The following is a 17138-nucleotide window of genomic DNA, read 5'->3' as shown; positions in this document are numbered from 1 at the left end:
AAAGAGGAAAAAGCCGCCCTCTTGTCAGCAAGAGAAGCGGCTTTTCATGTTTTTTTAACGCAATTGAAAGTCGTAAATATTTTTGTAACGATCATGATAATAGAGCACACGCTGGACATATTGACGGGTCTCTCCGTATGGAATGTCCTCAATCATCTCTCGTTGTCCGTTCCATTGCTCACTCGCAAGCCATCCGTTTACTTTTCCAGGACCTGCGTTGTAGGCTGCAATGACTTTGACGATATCCCCATCATAGCGGGACAGCAAAAAATCGAGATACCATGTCCCAATCTCGATGTTCATGACAGGGTCGTACAAGTATTGGCTGTCCTTAGGACGGAAGCCTGCCTCCTTGACGATCCACTCCGCTGTTTCCGGCATGATTTGCATGAGCCCTACTGCACCTTTTTTCGAAACGCGATCTGTCGCAAACCCACTCTCGGAACGAATGACGGCTAATACCAAATGAGGGTCCACCTCATATTTTAGTGCAGCTGTCACAATCTGTTGCTCATATTTAATCGGGTACATCCATTTCCACACCAATGGCGTGTTTAGCAGCAGAAATATGCTCACCAAAACGAGCAGGATCAATGCTGCACGCTTGCCAAAACTCATGATTGACGCTCCGATCGAATCGCGGCCAATACCGCCTCCACTTGACGCTCGGTTTCTTCACGCGAACCTGAATTATCGATCAGAAAGTCTGCTTCCCGCTTCTTCTGATCAATAGGAAACTGCGCCCGCAGTCTTTTACGTGCTTGTTCTTCTTCCAATTCGTCGCGCTCCAGCATTCTCGCCAGTTGCATCTCGTAGGGCGCATAGACGACCACGATTTTTTCTACCATATGTGTAAGCTTGCTCTCATACAGCAGAGGAATGTCCATAAAGACGATCTCGGCTCCATGCGCTTCCGCTGCTTCGGCCTCTTCCCGCATAACGCGGCGTACCTCGGGATGGACAATGGCGTTCAGCTTTTGACGCTCAGACTCGTCCGAAAACACGATCTCACCTAGTTTTTTCCGATCAATCTGACCGTCTTCCAATAGGATTTCTCGTCCAAAATGGCGCACGATCGCTTCATAGGCCAGTTTACCTGGTTCTACGACCTCTCTGGCGATCTGGTCAGCGTCAATGACAGGAATCCCGCGCTCTCGAAGCATACCTGTCACCGTGCTTTTCCCAGTGGCAATTCCGCCTGTTAACCCTAGTATCATGCCCATCCTCCTCCCTCGGTCGAAATGTTATATCTGCTTTGTGAAAAACTTCTCGAAGTTTTTCATGAAAATACGATGAACGCTTGCGGTCGCCAAAAGAAACGTTCACTACTGGTTCTTTTGGCAGGTAGGACAAATATGTGTCCCTCTGCCGCCGACTACAAACCGAACGATTTCGGCCCCGCACTTCGTGCACGCCTCATCTTTTCGTCCATAAACTAATAGAGATTGCTGGAACATTCCCATCTCGCCCTGTCCGTTTACATACGACTTGATGGAGCTGCCCCCTTGTTCTACCGCTTCTTGCAAGGTAGAGACGATACTTTCGTGCAGTCGGATGACTTCTTTATCTGTCAGCTTTCCTGCCGGTTTCTCCGGATGAATGCCTGCTTTAAAGAGTGACTCGTCCACATAAATATTCCCCAGTCCAACAATACATTCCTGGTTTAGGAGAAGCGGCTTAATTTTTGTTGATCGTCCTTTTAACAATTTCCCCAAAACTTCAGGAGTAAAACTCTTATCTAGCGGTTCTACTCCCAGTTTTGCCAAAGGCCCGACAGTTGTTTCCTTCCCCTTAGGGAATAGATCCATTGTCCCGAACTGGCGAACATCCCGATAACGCAGCTCCGTTCCGTCCGTAAAATGGAAGACGACATGGGTATGCTTCTCAATGGGATCATCCCCCTGATACACGCCATAGCGCCCTTCCATGCGCAGATGGGACACAAGCACGTCCTCGTTTAAGAAAAACTGAATGAATTTTGCCCGCCGTTGGATATCATGGATGGTTTGTCCCACCAAGAGAGCTTTGAAAGCTTCCACGTCATCTGGCTGACGCACAATACGCGCCAAATGAACACTTACTCTCTCAATCGTTTTTCCCATGACCAAGCCACGCAGAGTCCGTACGACGGTTTCTACCTCCGGCAATTCTGGCATATGCCCTCCTCCTCTCGCTGTCTATCCATCTTTATGGTCTAGGTATGCCTACTTCGCATCATACCAGGTACGTCCGTCACTGACGTCCACCTTGAGTGGCACATTGAGGGACAACGCACTCTCCATCACTTCTGGTACTAGCTTGCGCATGACCTCAAGCTCATTTTCTGGTACTTCAAATACAAGCTCATCGTGCACCTGCAAAAGCATGCGGCTAGCGAGACCTTTCTCCTCGATTGCCTCCTGCATGCGAATCATCGCCAGCTTGATCACATCGGCAGCAGTACCCTGGATCGGCGTGTTCATCGCGGTACGCTCGGCAAACGAACGCAGGTTAAAGTTGCTGCTGCGAATATCAGGCAGGTAGCGACGGCGGTTCAACAAGGTCGTCACATAGCCATCCGCCTTCGCCTGCTGAACGATCTCATCCATCCATCGCTTCACACCGGAGAAGACATCGAAGTAGCGCTCAATGAAGTCCCCTGCTTCTTTGCGGGTAATATTGAGGTTTTGCGACAGACCGTAGTCGCTGATGCCATATACGATCCCGAAGTTGACCGCTTTGGCCTGACGGCGCATCAGCGAGGTCACTTCTTCCTCACTCACACCGAATACGTCCATGGCGGTACGGGTATGAATATCCATTCCTTTTTGGAAGGCATCAATCAAATTCTCGTCTTGCGAAATGTGCGCCAAAATCCGTAGCTCAATCTGGGAATAGTCGGCCGCCAGCATGTACCAGCCATCCTCTGAAGGGATGAACGCCTCACGAATCTTGCGTCCTTCTTCCATGCGGATCGGGATATTTTGCAGATTCGGGTCTGTACTGGACAGGCGCCCTGTCGCCGTAGTCGCCTGGTTGTAAAGCGTGTGCACCTTGCTCGTCTTCGTATGGATTTCCTTGGTCAAGCCCTCAATGTACGTAGAGCGGAGCTTGCCAAGCTGACGGAAGGTCAGGATCGCATCGATGATCGGATGATAAGGTGCGAGCTTCTCCAATACATCCGCACTGGTAGAAGGTCCTGTTTTGGTCTTTTTCAATACAGGCAGAGACAAGCGGTCAAACAAAATTTCACCCAATTGCTTCGGTGAGTTGATGTTGAATGAATCTCCTGCTAGCTCGTAAATCTGATCTGTCAGACCCGCGAGCTTTTTATCCAAGTCTTCTCCCATTTGCACGAGGCGCTCACTATTTACCTTTATTCCTTGCTTCTCCATGAGAGCCAGTACCATACTCAGCGGGGCTTCCAATTCACCGAGTAGCTTTTCCATTTCGTTTTCCGCCAGCTGCTCGCGCAAGACAGGCACGCTCTGCCAGATTGCTGCCGCTTTATGTGCCACATGTACGCTCAACACGTCCATTTCAGGAACAAGACGCTTGGCACCCTTGCCGTACACCTCTTCATCTGGCAATACCCGTGTCTGTGCGTACTGTGCCGCAATGCTATCCAAGGTCGGGTTGCTCTCAGCTGCATTTAGCAGGTAAGAAGCGAGGTACACATCAAAGCTGATGCCTTTTATCGCCAAATCATGCCAGGCGAGTCCAACCGTATCTCGCTTGCCGTCAAATACCCACTTCTCCTTCGCCGGATCAGCCAGCCACTCACAGAGCGCCTTCCATTCCTTGGCTACGTCCCACGGAACGAACATCACCGTATCTTCTGCTGCCAGTCCAACCCCTATGAATGGCGCATGATGATAGTTATCCCCGTCCATTTCGATGTAGAGAGCCATTTGCGACGTCAGCTTTGATTCATACGCCGTTTTGTTTTCCTCTGAAATCATCTCAAACGAAAACGGCTTGGCGTCTGCTTGTCCGCTTCCATCTGCTGGCTGAGCCACTTTGATCTTGGACAAGAGCGATTTGAACTCCATCTTTTTAAAGAACTCGCTGAGAGGCACGCCATCATAGCCTTCATAGCCAGTCTCTTGCACATCCAGCTCCACAGGCGCTTCACGCAAAATGGTTGCCAAAGCTTTACTCATGTTCGCCTTGTCTACATTCTCACGCAGGTTCTCTTGCAACTTTTTGCCCGAGACTTTATCGATGTTTTCCAGTACTTGCTCGACAGAGCCGTATTCGTGCAGCAGCTTCAGAGCTGTTTTCTCGCCGACACCAGGGACACCTGGAATGTTGTCGGACGAATCACCCATCAAGCCTTTCAGATCAATTATTTGCAGCGGCTCAAGGCCGTACTTTTCGTGAATTTCTTGCGGAGTGTACATCTCGATTTCGCTGACTCCCTTGCGCGTCAAAGCGACAGATACATGCTCTGACACGAGCTGCAGCATATCTTTGTCTCCGGTAATGACAGTCGTTTTCCAATCTTGCTCATCAGCCTGCTTCGTCAACGTACCGATAATGTCATCCGCCTCGTAGCCTTCCAGCTCGAAGCGTTTGATTGAGAAGGCATCCAACAGCTCCCGAATCAGTGGAAACTGTTCAGATAGCTCCGGCGGAGTTTTGCTGCGTCCCCCTTTGTACTCTGCATACTCGCTATGGCGAAACACGACTTTTCCCGCGTCAAAAGCAACCATAATATGCGTTGGCTTCATTTCCTCCAACACTTTTAACAGCATAGTCGTAAAGCCCAGCACTGCGTTCGTATGCAGCCCTGCCGATGTGGACAACAAAGGGAGCGCATAAAACGCCCGGTTCGCAACACTGTTTCCATCAATCAACACAAAATGACTCAAGGAATTCGACCCCTCTCGTTACAAAACTACTATCTTTAATCGTAACATAGGGCAAACATCAAAGCCAAGCCGTAGATATGGCGGGTAAAGAACAAGGTGATTGAACAGACTATGAAAAAAATGGACAAGGAAGGTGATCCTTTGTATTGGAGGAAATTGATTCCGCTCTTGCTTACGCTATTTCTTTCCCTAGGGGCGATTCCAGTGACGGCAAACCCCAATCCAGTCCCCACACCCGCCGTCAAAAAGCTGATGGCATTTGTCATTGACGATTTCGGAAACAACATGCAAGGAACGGAAGAAATATTATCGATGCCAGTCCCACTAACTGTTGCCGTCATGCCGTTTCTGCCCAGCACGAAGCAGGATGCCGAGCTCGCCCATCAAAAAGGACATGATGTACTCGTTCACATGCCGATGGAGCCGATGAAAGGAAAACGCTCCTGGCTCGGTCCTGGAGCCATTACTGCTGATCTGTCCGACGATGAGATTCGCAGTCGCATTGAGAAAGCGATTGACGATGTGCCACATGCGATTGGCATGAACAACCATATGGGCTCAAAAATAACGGCTGACGAGCGAATCATGCGCATCATCATGAAGGTCGTCAAGGAGCGTGGGCTCATTTATCTGGATAGCAAGACCACTGATAAAAGCGTGGCGGGGAAAGTCGCAGCTGAAATGGGTGTGCCCCATGCCGTGAATCAAATTTTTCTCGATGACGTATACTCTGTCCCGCATATCACGAAGCAAATGGAGCTTGTCTGCAAACGAATCCACAATCATCCGATCTGTATCGCGATTGGTCACGTTGGGCCTCCTGGCAAGAAAACAGCCTCCGTTCTGCGCCAGTACATCCCGCGAATTCAGAAGGAGGCCGAGTTTGTAACCATTTCAAAGCTTATCCAGCAAACTGCTCATTAATTTTCGCCACCAGCTCTCCTCAACGCTCGCCTCCGTTTTCTTATTTCCCGACAACTGTACGTATTCGCTCACGGCTTCTGTTATGGCCTGAGCGATTTTTTCTTGTGCTTTGGGATTCGTCAACATTTCGCGGTCCTGCGCGTTGCTGATAAAGCCCATCTCCACGATGACAGACGGACAGTAGTTATGACGGAGCATGTAGTACGTCTTGCCCTTGACTGGCTTTTCGATTGTTCCTGTGAGCTTGTTCAGCGAGTTTTGCAGCAGCTCTGCCAATAGATAGCTTTCTTCTGTGTTTTGATGCAAAATAATCGCGCCCCTACGCCGAGGACTGGGCGACCAGTTTACATGCAAGCTGAGCATCATCTGCGGTCCGATTTCTTTTGCCAAATTTTTGCGCTGTGCAAGGTCACGTATATGCCGGGATCGATTGTCCAACCAACGATTGTCATCGCTTAGGGCAACATCCTTGTGCCGATTCAAAGCAACGGTGTATCCCGCTGCTGTCAATTGTTGGTACAGTCGTTTGGCAATTTGCAGATTGATGTCTTTCTCGTGCAAATCTCCATAAGAAGTGCCCGAATCTACACCTCCATGACCAACATCAATCAAAATGTGAAACGGGGTGAACGGCAATGCTTCGCTTCGTGTCGGGATACAAATGAGGATAAGCATAAATGCAGCGATACGGAAAATAGCCAGTAAGTTTCTCATGCCAGTAGGATAACCGGATTGAAAAGAAACCTTTCAAGCCGTGAGGTACACATAACATTGTGAATTTTTTAATCCAACTGTACAATTACAATAATGAAACATGACCTTACCCGCATAAGAAGGTGTACTGATGAATCAATCTTTGGAGAAACCGTCATTCCCCCCGTATTTGGCTCTCTTAATCGGGGTGATCGCCATTTCCTCTTCTGCGATCTTTGTGAAGCTATCGGATGCACCGGCTCCGATTATCGCTACGTATCGCCTGATTTTCTCCGTTCTCTTAACGCTTCCTTTTTTATTCTGGAATCGTGGTGCCATCGCAGAGATTGGAAAAATGCCCAAAAAAGTGTGGCTACTCTGTATTTTATCCGGAGCCTTTTTGGCTAGCCACTTTCTCTTGTGGTTTGAATCACTAAACTACACGTCTGTAGCCAGTTCTACTGTGCTCGTTACGTTACAGCCATTATTTGCATTCATCGGCGGCTATTTCTTTTTTGGTGAAAAAGTTCGATTTCTGGCTCTATCCGGCGGCTTGCTGGCGATTGCGGGAAGCTTCGTGATTGGCTGGGGAGACTTTCAAGTAGGTGGCATGGCTCTGTGGGGAGATTTCCTCGCATTGATGGGAGCTGTCACCGTGACAGGCTACTGGCTGGTCGGGCAATATGTTCGTCAGCATATGTCCTCCTTTGCCTATACACTCGTGGTCTATACGGCCACCAGCATGATTCTAGTCGCCTATGATCTTGCTCTCGGGTATTCGCTCGTCGGTTACCCTGCGGCCGATTGGGGCTGGTTCTTCTGTCTCGCCCTGTTCCCGACCTTGCTTGGTCATTCTATTTTCAACTGGATCATTAAATGGCTTAATACGACGACAATATCTATGGGGATTTTGGGAGAACCGATCGGGACCGCGATTCTCGCTTACTTCATCTTGGGCGAAGTGGTAACGACTCCTCAATGGATCGGCGGCTTGATCATTATCGCTGGTATTTATGTGTTCATTCGTTTTAACCAACCTGCTAAAGGAGTGTCCTCCATTGAACAAGCAACCGGAGAACCGAAAAAGCTTGCGTGAATTCGTCAAGGGACTGAGTATTTGGGCGAAGATTGGCTGGACAATTCTACTCGGCTACATCGTAGGACGAATTTTGTACTGGTTATTTAAAGTGATGTCCTAACAGGCAAAAGGGGCAATTCCCAAGAAGTCTTTGACAAGACTTACGGAATTGCCCCTTGCTATTAGGCTGTTGCCTTCTCGGTTGCTGGCACCACTTGATTTTTTTTCGGCTTTTTATGCAAGAAGTACAGAAGTGGAATCGAGAGGACAATCGGGATAACCGAGACGAGGAAAGTATCCCCGATACCTTGGACCAACGATTCTTTTGCCATCATTCCATACAATATCGCGCTGGCTCCTCCTGTCGCACTCGCCGCATCTACCCCTACTTGGGCATACATTCCTGAAATGCCACTGATAAACTGCATCGCCATATCCGTATTCAAGTTGTCAGAGATCGACGCCATGTGGAAATTTTGACGCGCCTGCATGATCACGGTCAAAATCGCAATGGCAAACGAACTCATGACCTGACGCAAAACGTTGGACAGCGGAGAGGCATCCCCCACACTTGCACGCGGAACGGCGTTCATCCCTACTGTAGATAGTGTCATCATGCACAATCCGATTCCAATCCCACGAATGGTCAAAATCATATCGATCCACGAGTGCATACTGTCAGCAGATAAATTGTGCAGTTCATACGTCGTGATGCTCATGATGGTCAAGCCGATCAACCCAATCGGCCCGATCCCGTATTTATCCATCAGCTTTCCGCTGATTGGCATCATGATCGCCATGGCAATCGATTGCGGCATCAGCAAGATTCCTGACTCCATGGCGGTCAATCCCTGAATGTTTTGGAGGAAAATCGGCATCAGGAAGATACCGCCCATCATCCCCATCATAACGAAGCCGGAAGTCAAAATGCTAATAGTGAAGGTAGGAATCTTCAAAAGCCGCAAATCGAGCAGCGGACTTTGCTTGCCCAGCTCCACCCAAACAAACAGGATTAAGCTCATTACTGCAATGAAAAGCAGACTGACAATGAAAAAGGAGGTCCAGCCCTCTGCTTGCCCTTTACTTAAGGCGAGCAGCAGCGTCCCGAAACCGACGATGGCGAGAAATGCTCCCAAGAAGTCGAACTTCAACTCTGGCTTTTTCGGTGTTTCCTTGAGCAGAACGATACTCATGATCACCGCAAAAATACCAAAGGGTACACCGACCAGAAAAAGAAATTGCCAGCTTAAAAATTCGATGAGATACCCACCCAATGTCGGGCCAAGCGCAGGGGCTGTCATGGAAGCAATCCCGAATATCCCCAATGCCATACCGATCTTTTCACGCGGAACGATCATGTAAATCATCGACATCCCGATTGGCATGATCATCCCCCCACTTACACCTTGCACGACGCGAAAGGCAATGAGCGAAGAGTCACTCCACGCCATGGCACAAAGGATGGACGAAAAAGTAAACGCGGATAAGGAGAGTACAAATATTTTTTTCGCCCCGAATTTGGCGGACAATGAGCCACTCATCGGAATCATGACGGCGTTTGCCAGCATATATCCTGTCAATACCCACTGCATGGTCTCTGTGGTCGAACCAAAAATATTGACCATGGCTGGCAGGGCAACGTTAATCAAACTATTGTTCAGAATCGCAACGAAGGTTCCTGAGAGGATTGCGAGAAGAGACAGCCACATGCCGCCGTTCCCGCTTTTCTCCTCTCGGTGTGCCACCGCTTCCGCCATGTGTCATCACCCCCGTTAGTTTGCGATCACCTTACTGCCCTCGGACAGTTTGTCTGTCGGGTTCAGCACAATTTGATCATTGTCTTTGACGCCATTCGTGACAGTTGTCCAGTCGCCGCTTGCATTCTCCACCGCAACTTCCACCTGGTGTACAACGTTTTCGTTTACAGTATAGACGTAATGCTTGCTGTCTTTTTCCAGCACGGCTGATGTCGGCAATTTTGTTCCTGGCGTCGCCTGGCCTTGGAGCATGACCTCTGCTACCATCCCTGCGCGTAGCAAGCCGTCCTGATTATTTACCTTCACTTTAACTGGGAAAGAACTGCTGTTGGCATCCGAAATCGGGGAGACAAATTCAACGGTACCTTTCAGCACTTTCCCACCCAGACTGCCTACCTTGACATCAACCGTAGAGCCGACCTTCACTTGGTTGATTTGGTTTTCAGGCACACTTGCTTCTACTTTGACATCTGCCATATTCACAAGCACCATCAGAGGTGTCCCCGCTACTGCCATTTCTCCCGGATCAACTGAGCGCTTGGCGACGATACCTGTGATTGGCGCACGAATAATGGTATTGTCATAATTGCTTTTCGCCAGCTCCAGATTGGAACCCAAACGACTTACTTCTGCTTGCAGAGCTGCTACCGTGTCAGCTGTTGGACCTGCTTTTGCCAGATCGTATTGGGCTTGCGCCTGTTCAAGACCTGTGCGTGCCTTTTCCAAATCCAGCGAAGATTTCTCCAACTCCGCTTGGGACAATGCGCCTGCATCAAACAATGCTTTCATCCGATTGTAGTTGCTCTCGACCACCTTCAGGCTGGCTTCTGCCTGAGTGACAATACTTGCAAGCTGCGTCAATTGCTCATTGCGTGCACCTGCTTTTGTATCTCTCAGCTTTGCCTCGGCGCCTGCAATGGCTGCCTGTGCCTGGTTGATCTGCTGCTGATAATCAGCTGCCTCCAGCGTGACCAGAACATCACCTTGCTTGACGATTGCGCCTTCTTTTACCTTCACGCTAGCTGCTTTTCCAGATACTTTAGAGACGACTTGGATCTCCTCAGATGCTGCCACCTTACCATTGGCGATGACACCTCTAGAAGCAGCGGTCACCTTCCACGTCTTCACGATAGGAACGCTTTCGCTCGCTTGCGATGCAGAAGATGTCTCACTACAGCCCGCCGTAATCAGCGAAACGGCCGCCATGACTGCAGCGATTGTTTTCCATTGTGCTGTCTTTTTCATGCTTGATTACATCTCCTTCACGTGCACTTTGATCTCGGCGTTCAATCCGGCAACGAGGTCCAGACCTGCTGTGTCATCTATAGCGATTTTGATCGGGATACGCTGGGTTATCTTGGTGAAGTTCCCGCTCGTATTGGTCGCAGGCATCAAGGAAAATGTAGAATTCGTCGCCTTTCCAATCTCCATCAAGTGCCCCCCCAATTCCTTACCTGGGTAAGCGTCCAACGTAAAATCGACTTTTTGGCCGAGCTTCAACCGTTCGATCTCAGTCTCTTCCAAATTGGCGGAGATGTACAATTTGCTTTCGTCCATCACGAGAGCTACCGATTGCCCTGTCGAAACAATCTCTCCCTCTTTTGCTTGCGTTTTAATCACGGTACCTGTAATGGGGGAACGTAACACACTGTTTTCCAGCATTGTCGTTGCTACGTTGGCTGTATCTTGCTGCCCTACGATTTGGTCCGCTATAACGGTGTCGCCTTCTTTGACAGCGAATCCGGTCAGTTTGCCTGTCATTTTGGGCATGACCCGATAAATGTCTCCCGCAATCCGAGCATCTTGTGTGGTCACATAATGTGCACCTTGATACCAATAGTAGTAACCGATTCCTCCACCACCTGCCACGAACAGGAGCAAAATGACATACAAAACCAGTTTTCGCTTCATGGTTTCTCCTCAACTTTCTCGGTCTTCTAGTTTCGCAATCAATGTTTCCATTGATTGAATAATGATGTCTAAATCCTCATCGGAAAGTCCATGGAAAATACGCTTGTAAAAGTTCTCTGAGAAAAAATCAACCTTTTCGAACAGCTCTTTAATCTTCTCTGTTTTACGAATCCAGACAACACGGCGGTCGTTCTCATCACGCACACGCTCTACGAGTTGCTCTCTTTCCAAACGATCAATGATTCCAGAGACGGTACTATACGATAAATCTACGGCCTTGCTTATTTGACCAATCGTCTTCGGATCAGGGTGTATTTCACGAATGACCATTAGCTGCGGGACAGTCACACCATATTGGGACAGTTCTTTTGTGGCCATTGAACCAAATGTCTTGTTCAGCCGTTTCAACAAGTCCCGAATATGTAATGGTTTATTCATAGCGCACTCCTTTCTTAAGTAATATTTCGCACACGAAATTTTAGCACATGAAAACTATACGATGTTTTTCTTTCCTTGACAACTATTTCTTTAGGTTAAACTTTAACTAGGCAACCTTTTTAAAGCATGGGTTGGGCGGGCTGTAGTGGTGGGGCGGAAACAGGAGAAAACGCTCCAGCTTCTAGGGCCACCCGCCGTGGGATTGACTGCCCGACTCCATGCAAAAAGCGAAACCGCGTCCAAAGTGGTATCTTCAGGATGTGTTTCAGAGGTGGACGCTTAAGGGCGTGTTTCGCTTTTTGCATTCCGTCTCGGTCGGCGTCCCTAAGATCTTCGCTGTTTTCTCCTGTTTCCTCTACGAGCTGTCAGTGTTATACGGGTTTTAAAGCCTTAAAAGATTGAAGAACGTAATCAGTTACGCTAGAGAAGAATATTTCCAGACGTAGCGACTTGTGGAGTCCTACCGAGCGGAGAAGGGATTAGCGGGCAAAAGAAACGCAACATGCCCGCGCTACGAAGCGGCTACCACTTTTGCGGTTCCCCGCTAATCCCTTCGAAGCGGGCAGTCCAAACTTCCTGAGGGACGGAGCACTGAGCCTAGACTGGAAAAATTCTTCTCCCACCGCAACCTCGTACCAAAACGAAAAACCGACATCCCCATTTTTTTATCTCTAAGGGATTGTCGGTTCATTTTCATTCAAAATAGATGGCGCATCCGGTGCCTCCTCAGGGGTCGTGCGGCGTACACTTGGTACATTTCGTGGCTCATGCTCAATCTCAGGAAAAGAGTGAACGGTCACGTACATGCTTCCGTTACCCGCGATCGCGCGGATCAAGACAGGATAGGCGTATTTGTTTTGAAACACAAAATCAGGACCGTACCAGCTCACTGTTGCATCACGGCCTGGGGGTACATACGCTACGTTTCGGCTGTGAGAATAGCGCTGCAAAATGTGCAGACCTGCCTTGTCTACCGCATTGAATAAGGTAGACGATACTTGGCAGATTCCTCCCCCGATGCCTTCCGACAGCTCTCCTCTGACAATGATGGGTGCCTGCAAATACCCTTTTTCTTTCGTACGCTGGCCCACTACCTTATTAAAAGAAAAAATTTCTCCTGGCAATACGACGTAATTGTTTATCGCCTGCGAAGCGAGCTTGATATTGTGCACACGATTCCGGTTGCCTGCATTGAAATAGGTCGCATATTGTCCGATCCTTTTTTTCCGAACCTGACTCATGAGAGCCTTGTCTACCTTCGGGAATACCTCTTTGTAGCTGACATTCATGTTTGCGGCTCCCGTACCGTAAAAATAATCGTAAAAACGTGAACGAAATGCCAGGTCATCTAGCCTTCTTCCCTTGGTTTCCGGAAGGATGGCCCCAGCGTTATTAATCGTCGCATTGATCGGCTCGATGTATGCTTTTTTCGCTAACTCCTCCACCACTCGCGCAAGCTTACTGTCATCAACCATGGGAACGCCATCAAAGGGAAGAGAATAATCAGCCCGATCGAGAATAGCTACCGTCCTGTCCTCCATCTCTATCTGCAAAAAATTCGTAGGGTCGAGGGGATTGATTAACAGTAACAGAGCTAACGTCATAGCAAAACCCATCCGGCTGCTCACCTCCATTCTCCAACAACGATCATCTTCCGTTATTGTAGTATGAGCAGTCGAACGGGTTTCATTCTACGTTCTGAATACGATTAGCCCATCTTTGTCAGTCTGCTTACAAGTGCTTGCGAGACAGCCTTTAAACGCTGCTGGTCAACAGCTTCCTGATACGTGTTGTTTAACTGATCACGGAGCTCCTTGGCTGCGACAAGATTGGCTGTGGCCTCTTTTATTTTTTGGGTATATCTTACCTTGATATCCATTAATTCCTCTTCATATACTTCATCGGTTCCAGGGGTAATCGCGCGTGCGTACATATCAATGACCTCATCTGTGTCTTTGCTAGGAAAATACTCATGCGGAGCGGTGCTGTCAAAAATAGCGAGGCTCTTCTCGGGTACAATTACCATATCGAGGCTGTGCGGGTCCAACCCACAGTGGTACACTTCCACATCAAAACCACGTGTTTGGGCCTCCTTTACCAGCTTTTTCAGCATAGTCGACTTGCCAGAGCCTGGTCTGCCCTTGATGAAGTAGCGCTTCTCCAATTGGTCTGTCAGCTTCATAATATGATCGACAGGTCCTTGTGGAGTGGCTGCCCCCAAGTACATGCGCCGAACCTTTGCTTTCTTCTCTAACTGCTCCTCCCCGAAGAATAACGCGACGACTTCTTCGGTGACGCGATTGGCTTCTTCCCTGTTCAGGTTTTCAATATAAGGGGCTTCCCACTCATCATGGATGTGGAGTGCTTCGCCAAAAGCTTGATAAGCCTCTTCGCTCTTGCTAAAAATCTCTTCGTACCAGGCAGCTATCCGGTCTTTGTAATCCACGAGCTGATCAACATCTACCATCGCCTGCAAATTGACCTGAATTTCAGTTACGCCAGGAGAAGCCGGCCTCCACATGCGCGGATAGCTGCCATCCATGATTGCTACTTTATATTGAGGAAATATGACACCATCAAACTGTCCGTTCACAAAAGGGGAATGAATCCACTCCACTTCGTTTGTTTTTCGTGCCATTTGATTGCCAATCGACTCGATCAATGGTGATGTAATTCCTTCCACTGTCCCTGTCAAAATATAAACGCGCTCCAAGCCTTCCAATACGGAGTCATAAAACGTTTTGTATCCTCGCGCAGTATTCCCTGCGGCATATATATGGCGCACTTTTTTCGTCATTGCCTTTCCCTCCTGTACATCTTCTCGCTGCAATTGGAACGATGTATTGTATGCACAACCAGAGAAATAGGCGTCTGTCTACAAGGATAGAAAAACCGCTGCAAGCTATTATTCATAGCTCACAGCGGCTTTTTGTCAATCGGGTATTATTTATTCAAATCCGTCATTTTACCAGTAGACATATAAATAATCCACTCGCAAATGTTCGTGACATGATCGGCAATCCGTTCCAAATATTGCGCGACCAAGAGCAAATGCGTTCCTTGTGAAATGGCCTGACTGTTTTTCGTCATCAATTCAATCAGGTCATGGAAAATCGTGGAGTACAGCTTATCAACAATGTCGTCGCGTGCGGCAATCTCTTCTGCCGCGTCTTTGTTGCGTGCAATATACGCATTTAAGCAATCACGCACCATAGCCTTGACGTGATCAGCCATCATCGGAATATCGATGAGCGGTTTCACATACGGATCCGCCATCAAGCGTCGGGTCGTCTTGGCAATGGAAACGGCATGATCACCCATTCGCTCCAAATCCGTCACCAGCTTCAACATTGTTCCCAGGCGTCGCAAGTCACCTCCGACTGGCTGCTGCAGTGCAATGAGACGGAAGCAATCGCTCTGTATTTCTTGCTCCAACTCATTGATCACAGGATCGCTTGCGATAACCTGTTCAGCCAGTTCAGCATCCCGCTCAACCAGACTCTTAATCGATTTATGAATGGCTTCTTCCACCAATGTGCCCATCGTCATGAGCTTACGGTGCAGTACATCCTGCTGTTCTTCAAAAGCGTGCCGTGACATTTCCCTCTTCCCCCTTCTTTTGTCTGACATGTCAAATGGTACAAGGCGATTGTAGCGTAGAAGTAAAGCTACTATTTTGTTTGTGTAAATGTTTCAGCAGTTGTTTTTTAGGTAAGGGGGAGTGTAACTGTGAAGGTTGTTCCTCTTCCTTCCGTGCTCTCCACACTGATATGTCCGTGCAAATTTTCCACAAGATGTTTCACAATGGCGAGGCCCAGACCTGTTCCACCTGAATCGCGGCTACGTGCCTTGTCTACGCGATAAAACCGCTCAAAGATACGTGTGAGATCCTTTTCTGGAATGCCGATCCCTGTATCCATGACTTGAATGGTGATGTTTTCGCTGTCTGCGTGTGTCTTGACGTTGATTTTTCCACCTTCTGGCGTGTAGACGATCGCATTCGTCAACAGATTCAAGATGATTTGCTGCAAGCAATCCTTATCCGTCATCAACCAAATATCAGGCTTCGGTGAAGGGAGCTCGATCGTCAATTCCTTGCGCTGTGCCTGCTCGTGCATGATAGCAACTGCCGAACTGACCAGATCCTGCAAATGAACCTGACTCAGCTGCAACGGGATGCGTTTCTGCTCGATTTTGGACAGGTCCAAAATATCGCGGATCATCCGGTAGAGTCGCTCACTCTCATCCGAGATAATTTGTAAGAAGTTGCGACATGTTTCCTCGTCCTGCATCGCCCCTTCAAGCAAGGTCTCCGTGAAGCCCTTGATCGAGGTAATCGGCGTGCGTAGCTCATGCGATACGTTTGCTACGAAGTCACTGCGCATCTTCTCCAGACGGCGAATGTCGGTGATGTCATGCAGCACCACGACCACGCCTCTTGACTCCCCTTTGAAGTTAATATAGGGAGCAAAATTCACGTCAAGAATGCGTTCCTGCGGGTAATAGATGTGTACCTCTTGGCGGAACTTCTCACTTCTGTCGAGGCACCTGTCGATGTATTGGCTGAGCCCAAAGCTCTTGCCTGCCTCGATATGCAGCTTCCCTACGATCTCATGTCCAGCGGTCCCCAACAGCTTTTCAACGGCTGGATTGACCAGCATGATCCGGCGTTGCTCTGAAATGAAGATCACGCCACTCGTCATATTGGTCAGCACACCTGCTAGTCGCTGCTGATTCTCCGAGATTTCGTACATCTGCTGCTCCAGACTCGAGGCCATGAAGTTGATCGCGCCTGCAAGCTGACCGATCTCATCCTTGGCTTTGATTCTCACACGGCTCTCATATTGGCGCTGTGTAATGTTGCGGGCTACCCGGGTGATCTCCTCGATCGGACGAATAATAGAAAAGGAAATGCGGGAAACGACAATCGATCCGACTACCAAAGTAACCAATAATCCGGTGAGCAAGCTGTACCACATTTTGTGAATCGTATCTGTAATATCTTTCATCGACATCGCTGAACGAACGACACCGAATATTTCGCTGTTCAGTTCAACGGGTACTGCTACGTACATCATGTCATAGCCGAGTGTCTCACTGAAACGGCGGGAAATCCCTGTTTCTCCTTTTAGCGCTGCCATCATCTCCGGTCGGTCTTGGTGGTTTTCCATCTCTTCCGGGTGGGAGGAGTTGTCGTACATCACCTGACCCTCTTTGTTGATAATGGTAATCCGCACTTCATCCGTAGGCGCTACTTGTTTGACCCGCTCGGCTAACGTCGCCTCATCCGTAAAGACGTTCGGGAAACGGACCGCCTGAGCGATGAGCTTTGACTCGCGAGACAATAGTTCATTCAGTGATTGGAGGTAGGAATTCTCCAGCACTTTGGCAAAATACATCCCCATCACTAACAAGACGAGGGAGATTAAACCCAAAATAGTCAAAGTGAGTTTGATTCGAAAGCGAGTCAAGGTAAATCCTCCG

The 17138-nt window shown here is 48.7% G+C and carries 16 protein-coding genes; 3 read left to right on the top strand and 13 right to left on the bottom strand.

Annotated features, from left to right (window positions below; translation table 11 throughout):
• Positions 1-54 precede the first annotated feature (54 nt).
• The 4 genes from C7R93_RS27245 to polA all read right to left on the bottom strand — a co-directional run bounded on the left by C7R93_RS27245 (position 55) and on the right by polA (position 4853).
• On the bottom strand, positions 55-618 hold the full coding sequence (locus C7R93_RS27245) for a lytic transglycosylase domain-containing protein (RefSeq protein WP_106841727.1): 564 nt from the start codon (positions 616-618) through the stop codon (positions 55-57).
• The gene (gene coaE, locus C7R93_RS27240; RefSeq protein ID WP_106841726.1) at positions 615-1223 is read right to left on the bottom strand and encodes a dephospho-CoA kinase; all 609 of its coding nucleotides are present in this window, start codon (positions 1221-1223) and stop codon (positions 615-617) included. Before coaE ends, C7R93_RS27245 begins: the two co-directional genes overlap by 4 nt.
• A gap of 102 nt (positions 1224-1325) precedes the next feature.
• On the bottom strand, positions 1326-2156 hold the full coding sequence (mutM, locus tag C7R93_RS27235; RefSeq protein WP_106841725.1) for a DNA-formamidopyrimidine glycosylase: 831 nt from the start codon (positions 2154-2156) through the stop codon (positions 1326-1328).
• 48 nt (positions 2157-2204) lie between these two features.
• The gene (polA, locus tag C7R93_RS27230) at positions 2205-4853 is read right to left on the bottom strand and encodes a DNA polymerase I (RefSeq protein WP_106841724.1); all 2649 of its coding nucleotides are present in this window, start codon (positions 4851-4853) and stop codon (positions 2205-2207) included.
• 111 nt (positions 4854-4964) lie between these two features.
• Here polA and C7R93_RS27225 point away from each other — a divergent pair, with 111 nt between their 5' ends.
• Complete coding sequence (locus tag C7R93_RS27225; RefSeq protein ID WP_106841723.1) at positions 4965-5777, top strand: divergent polysaccharide deacetylase family protein; 813 nt, start codon at positions 4965-4967, stop codon at positions 5775-5777.
• On the opposite strand, the gene C7R93_RS27220 is transcribed toward C7R93_RS27225, so the two are convergent.
• Positions 5748-6491, bottom strand: coding sequence for an N-acetylmuramoyl-L-alanine amidase family protein (locus tag C7R93_RS27220; RefSeq protein WP_106841722.1), 744 nt, complete (start codon positions 6489-6491; stop codon positions 5748-5750). The genes C7R93_RS27225 and C7R93_RS27220 overlap by 30 nt on opposite strands.
• Before the next feature lie 130 nt (positions 6492-6621).
• Here C7R93_RS27220 and C7R93_RS27215 point away from each other — a divergent pair, with 130 nt between their 5' ends.
• Both C7R93_RS27215 and C7R93_RS30105 read left to right on the top strand, forming a co-directional pair.
• The gene (locus C7R93_RS27215; protein ID WP_106841721.1) at positions 6622-7566 is read left to right on the top strand and encodes a DMT family transporter; all 945 of its coding nucleotides are present in this window, start codon (positions 6622-6624) and stop codon (positions 7564-7566) included.
• On the top strand, positions 7529-7669 hold the full coding sequence (locus C7R93_RS30105) for a hypothetical protein (protein WP_158264053.1): 141 nt from the start codon (positions 7529-7531) through the stop codon (positions 7667-7669). The genes C7R93_RS27215 and C7R93_RS30105 overlap by 38 nt, the downstream gene beginning before the upstream one ends.
• A gap of 61 nt (positions 7670-7730) precedes the next feature.
• Here C7R93_RS30105 and C7R93_RS27210 read toward each other — a convergent pair whose 3' ends face one another.
• The 8 genes from C7R93_RS27210 to pnpS all read right to left on the bottom strand — a co-directional run bounded on the left by C7R93_RS27210 (position 7731) and on the right by pnpS (position 17125).
• A complete protein-coding gene (locus C7R93_RS27210) occupies positions 7731-9305 on the bottom strand; it encodes a DHA2 family efflux MFS transporter permease subunit (protein WP_106841720.1) in 1575 nt (524 codons plus the stop codon).
• Between the two features lie 15 nt (positions 9306-9320).
• Complete coding sequence (locus C7R93_RS27205; protein ID WP_106841719.1) at positions 9321-10550, bottom strand: efflux RND transporter periplasmic adaptor subunit; 1230 nt, start codon at positions 10548-10550, stop codon at positions 9321-9323.
• Between the two features lie 6 nt (positions 10551-10556).
• The gene (locus C7R93_RS27200) at positions 10557-11216 is read right to left on the bottom strand and encodes an HlyD family secretion protein (protein WP_106841718.1); all 660 of its coding nucleotides are present in this window, start codon (positions 11214-11216) and stop codon (positions 10557-10559) included.
• A 9-nt stretch (positions 11217-11225) separates the two neighbouring features.
• Positions 11226-11654, bottom strand: coding sequence for a MarR family winged helix-turn-helix transcriptional regulator (locus tag C7R93_RS27195; protein WP_106841717.1), 429 nt, complete (start codon positions 11652-11654; stop codon positions 11226-11228).
• Positions 11655-12325: 671 nt separating this feature from the next.
• Positions 12326-13270, bottom strand: coding sequence for a VanW family protein (locus C7R93_RS27185; RefSeq protein WP_106841716.1), 945 nt, complete (start codon positions 13268-13270; stop codon positions 12326-12328).
• Positions 13271-13362: 92 nt separating this feature from the next.
• Positions 13363-14451 carry a PRK06851 family protein gene (locus tag C7R93_RS27180; RefSeq protein WP_106841715.1) on the bottom strand — a complete coding sequence of 363 codons (1089 nt, stop codon included), beginning with the start codon at positions 14449-14451 and terminating at the stop codon, positions 13363-13365.
• Positions 14452-14597: 146 nt separating this feature from the next.
• Positions 14598-15254: a phosphate signaling complex protein PhoU gene (gene phoU / locus C7R93_RS27175; RefSeq protein ID WP_106841714.1), complete on the bottom strand. Its 657-nt coding sequence runs from the start codon at positions 15252-15254 to the stop codon at positions 14598-14600.
• 107 nt (positions 15255-15361) lie between these two features.
• Positions 15362-17125, bottom strand: coding sequence for a two-component system histidine kinase PnpS (pnpS, locus tag C7R93_RS27170; protein ID WP_106841713.1), 1764 nt, complete (start codon positions 17123-17125; stop codon positions 15362-15364).
• Between the last annotated feature and the right edge of the window lie 13 nt (positions 17126-17138).

This window comes from Brevibacillus fortis (assembly GCF_003013395.1).
In the GTDB taxonomy this organism is placed as follows: domain Bacteria; phylum Bacillota; class Bacilli; order Brevibacillales; family Brevibacillaceae; genus Brevibacillus; species Brevibacillus fortis.
This window is presented reverse-complemented; position numbering and strand designations above follow the sequence as displayed.

Coding starts and splice junctions, on each gene's coding strand:
- coaE (WP_106841726.1), bottom strand. CDS start 1,223: ATGGGCATGATACTAGGGTTAACAGGCGGAATTGCCACTGGGAAAAGC.
- C7R93_RS27185 (WP_106841716.1), bottom strand. CDS start 13,270: ATGGGTTTTGCTATGACGTTAGCTCTGTTACTGTTAATCAATCCCCTC.
- C7R93_RS27215 (WP_106841721.1), top strand. CDS start 6,622: ATGAATCAATCTTTGGAGAAACCGTCATTCCCCCCGTATTTGGCTCTC.
- C7R93_RS27195 (WP_106841717.1), bottom strand. CDS start 11,654: ATGAATAAACCATTACATATTCGGGACTTGTTGAAACGGCTGAACAAG.
- C7R93_RS27220 (WP_106841722.1), bottom strand. CDS start 6,491: ATGAGAAACTTACTGGCTATTTTCCGTATCGCTGCATTTATGCTTATC.
- C7R93_RS27225 (WP_106841723.1), top strand. CDS start 4,965: ATGAAAAAAATGGACAAGGAAGGTGATCCTTTGTATTGGAGGAAATTG.
- C7R93_RS27200 (WP_106841718.1), bottom strand. CDS start 11,216: ATGAAGCGAAAACTGGTTTTGTATGTCATTTTGCTCCTGTTCGTGGCA.
- phoU (WP_106841714.1), bottom strand. CDS start 15,254: ATGTCACGGCACGCTTTTGAAGAACAGCAGGATGTACTGCACCGTAAG.
- C7R93_RS27205 (WP_106841719.1), bottom strand. CDS start 10,550: ATGAAAAAGACAGCACAATGGAAAACAATCGCTGCAGTCATGGCGGCC.
- C7R93_RS27245 (WP_106841727.1), bottom strand. CDS start 618: ATGAGTTTTGGCAAGCGTGCAGCATTGATCCTGCTCGTTTTGGTGAGC.
- mutM (WP_106841725.1), bottom strand. CDS start 2,156: ATGCCAGAATTGCCGGAGGTAGAAACCGTCGTACGGACTCTGCGTGGC.
- C7R93_RS27210 (WP_106841720.1), bottom strand. CDS start 9,305: ATGGCGGAAGCGGTGGCACACCGAGAGGAGAAAAGCGGGAACGGCGGC.
- C7R93_RS27180 (WP_106841715.1), bottom strand. CDS start 14,451: ATGACGAAAAAAGTGCGCCATATATATGCCGCAGGGAATACTGCGCGA.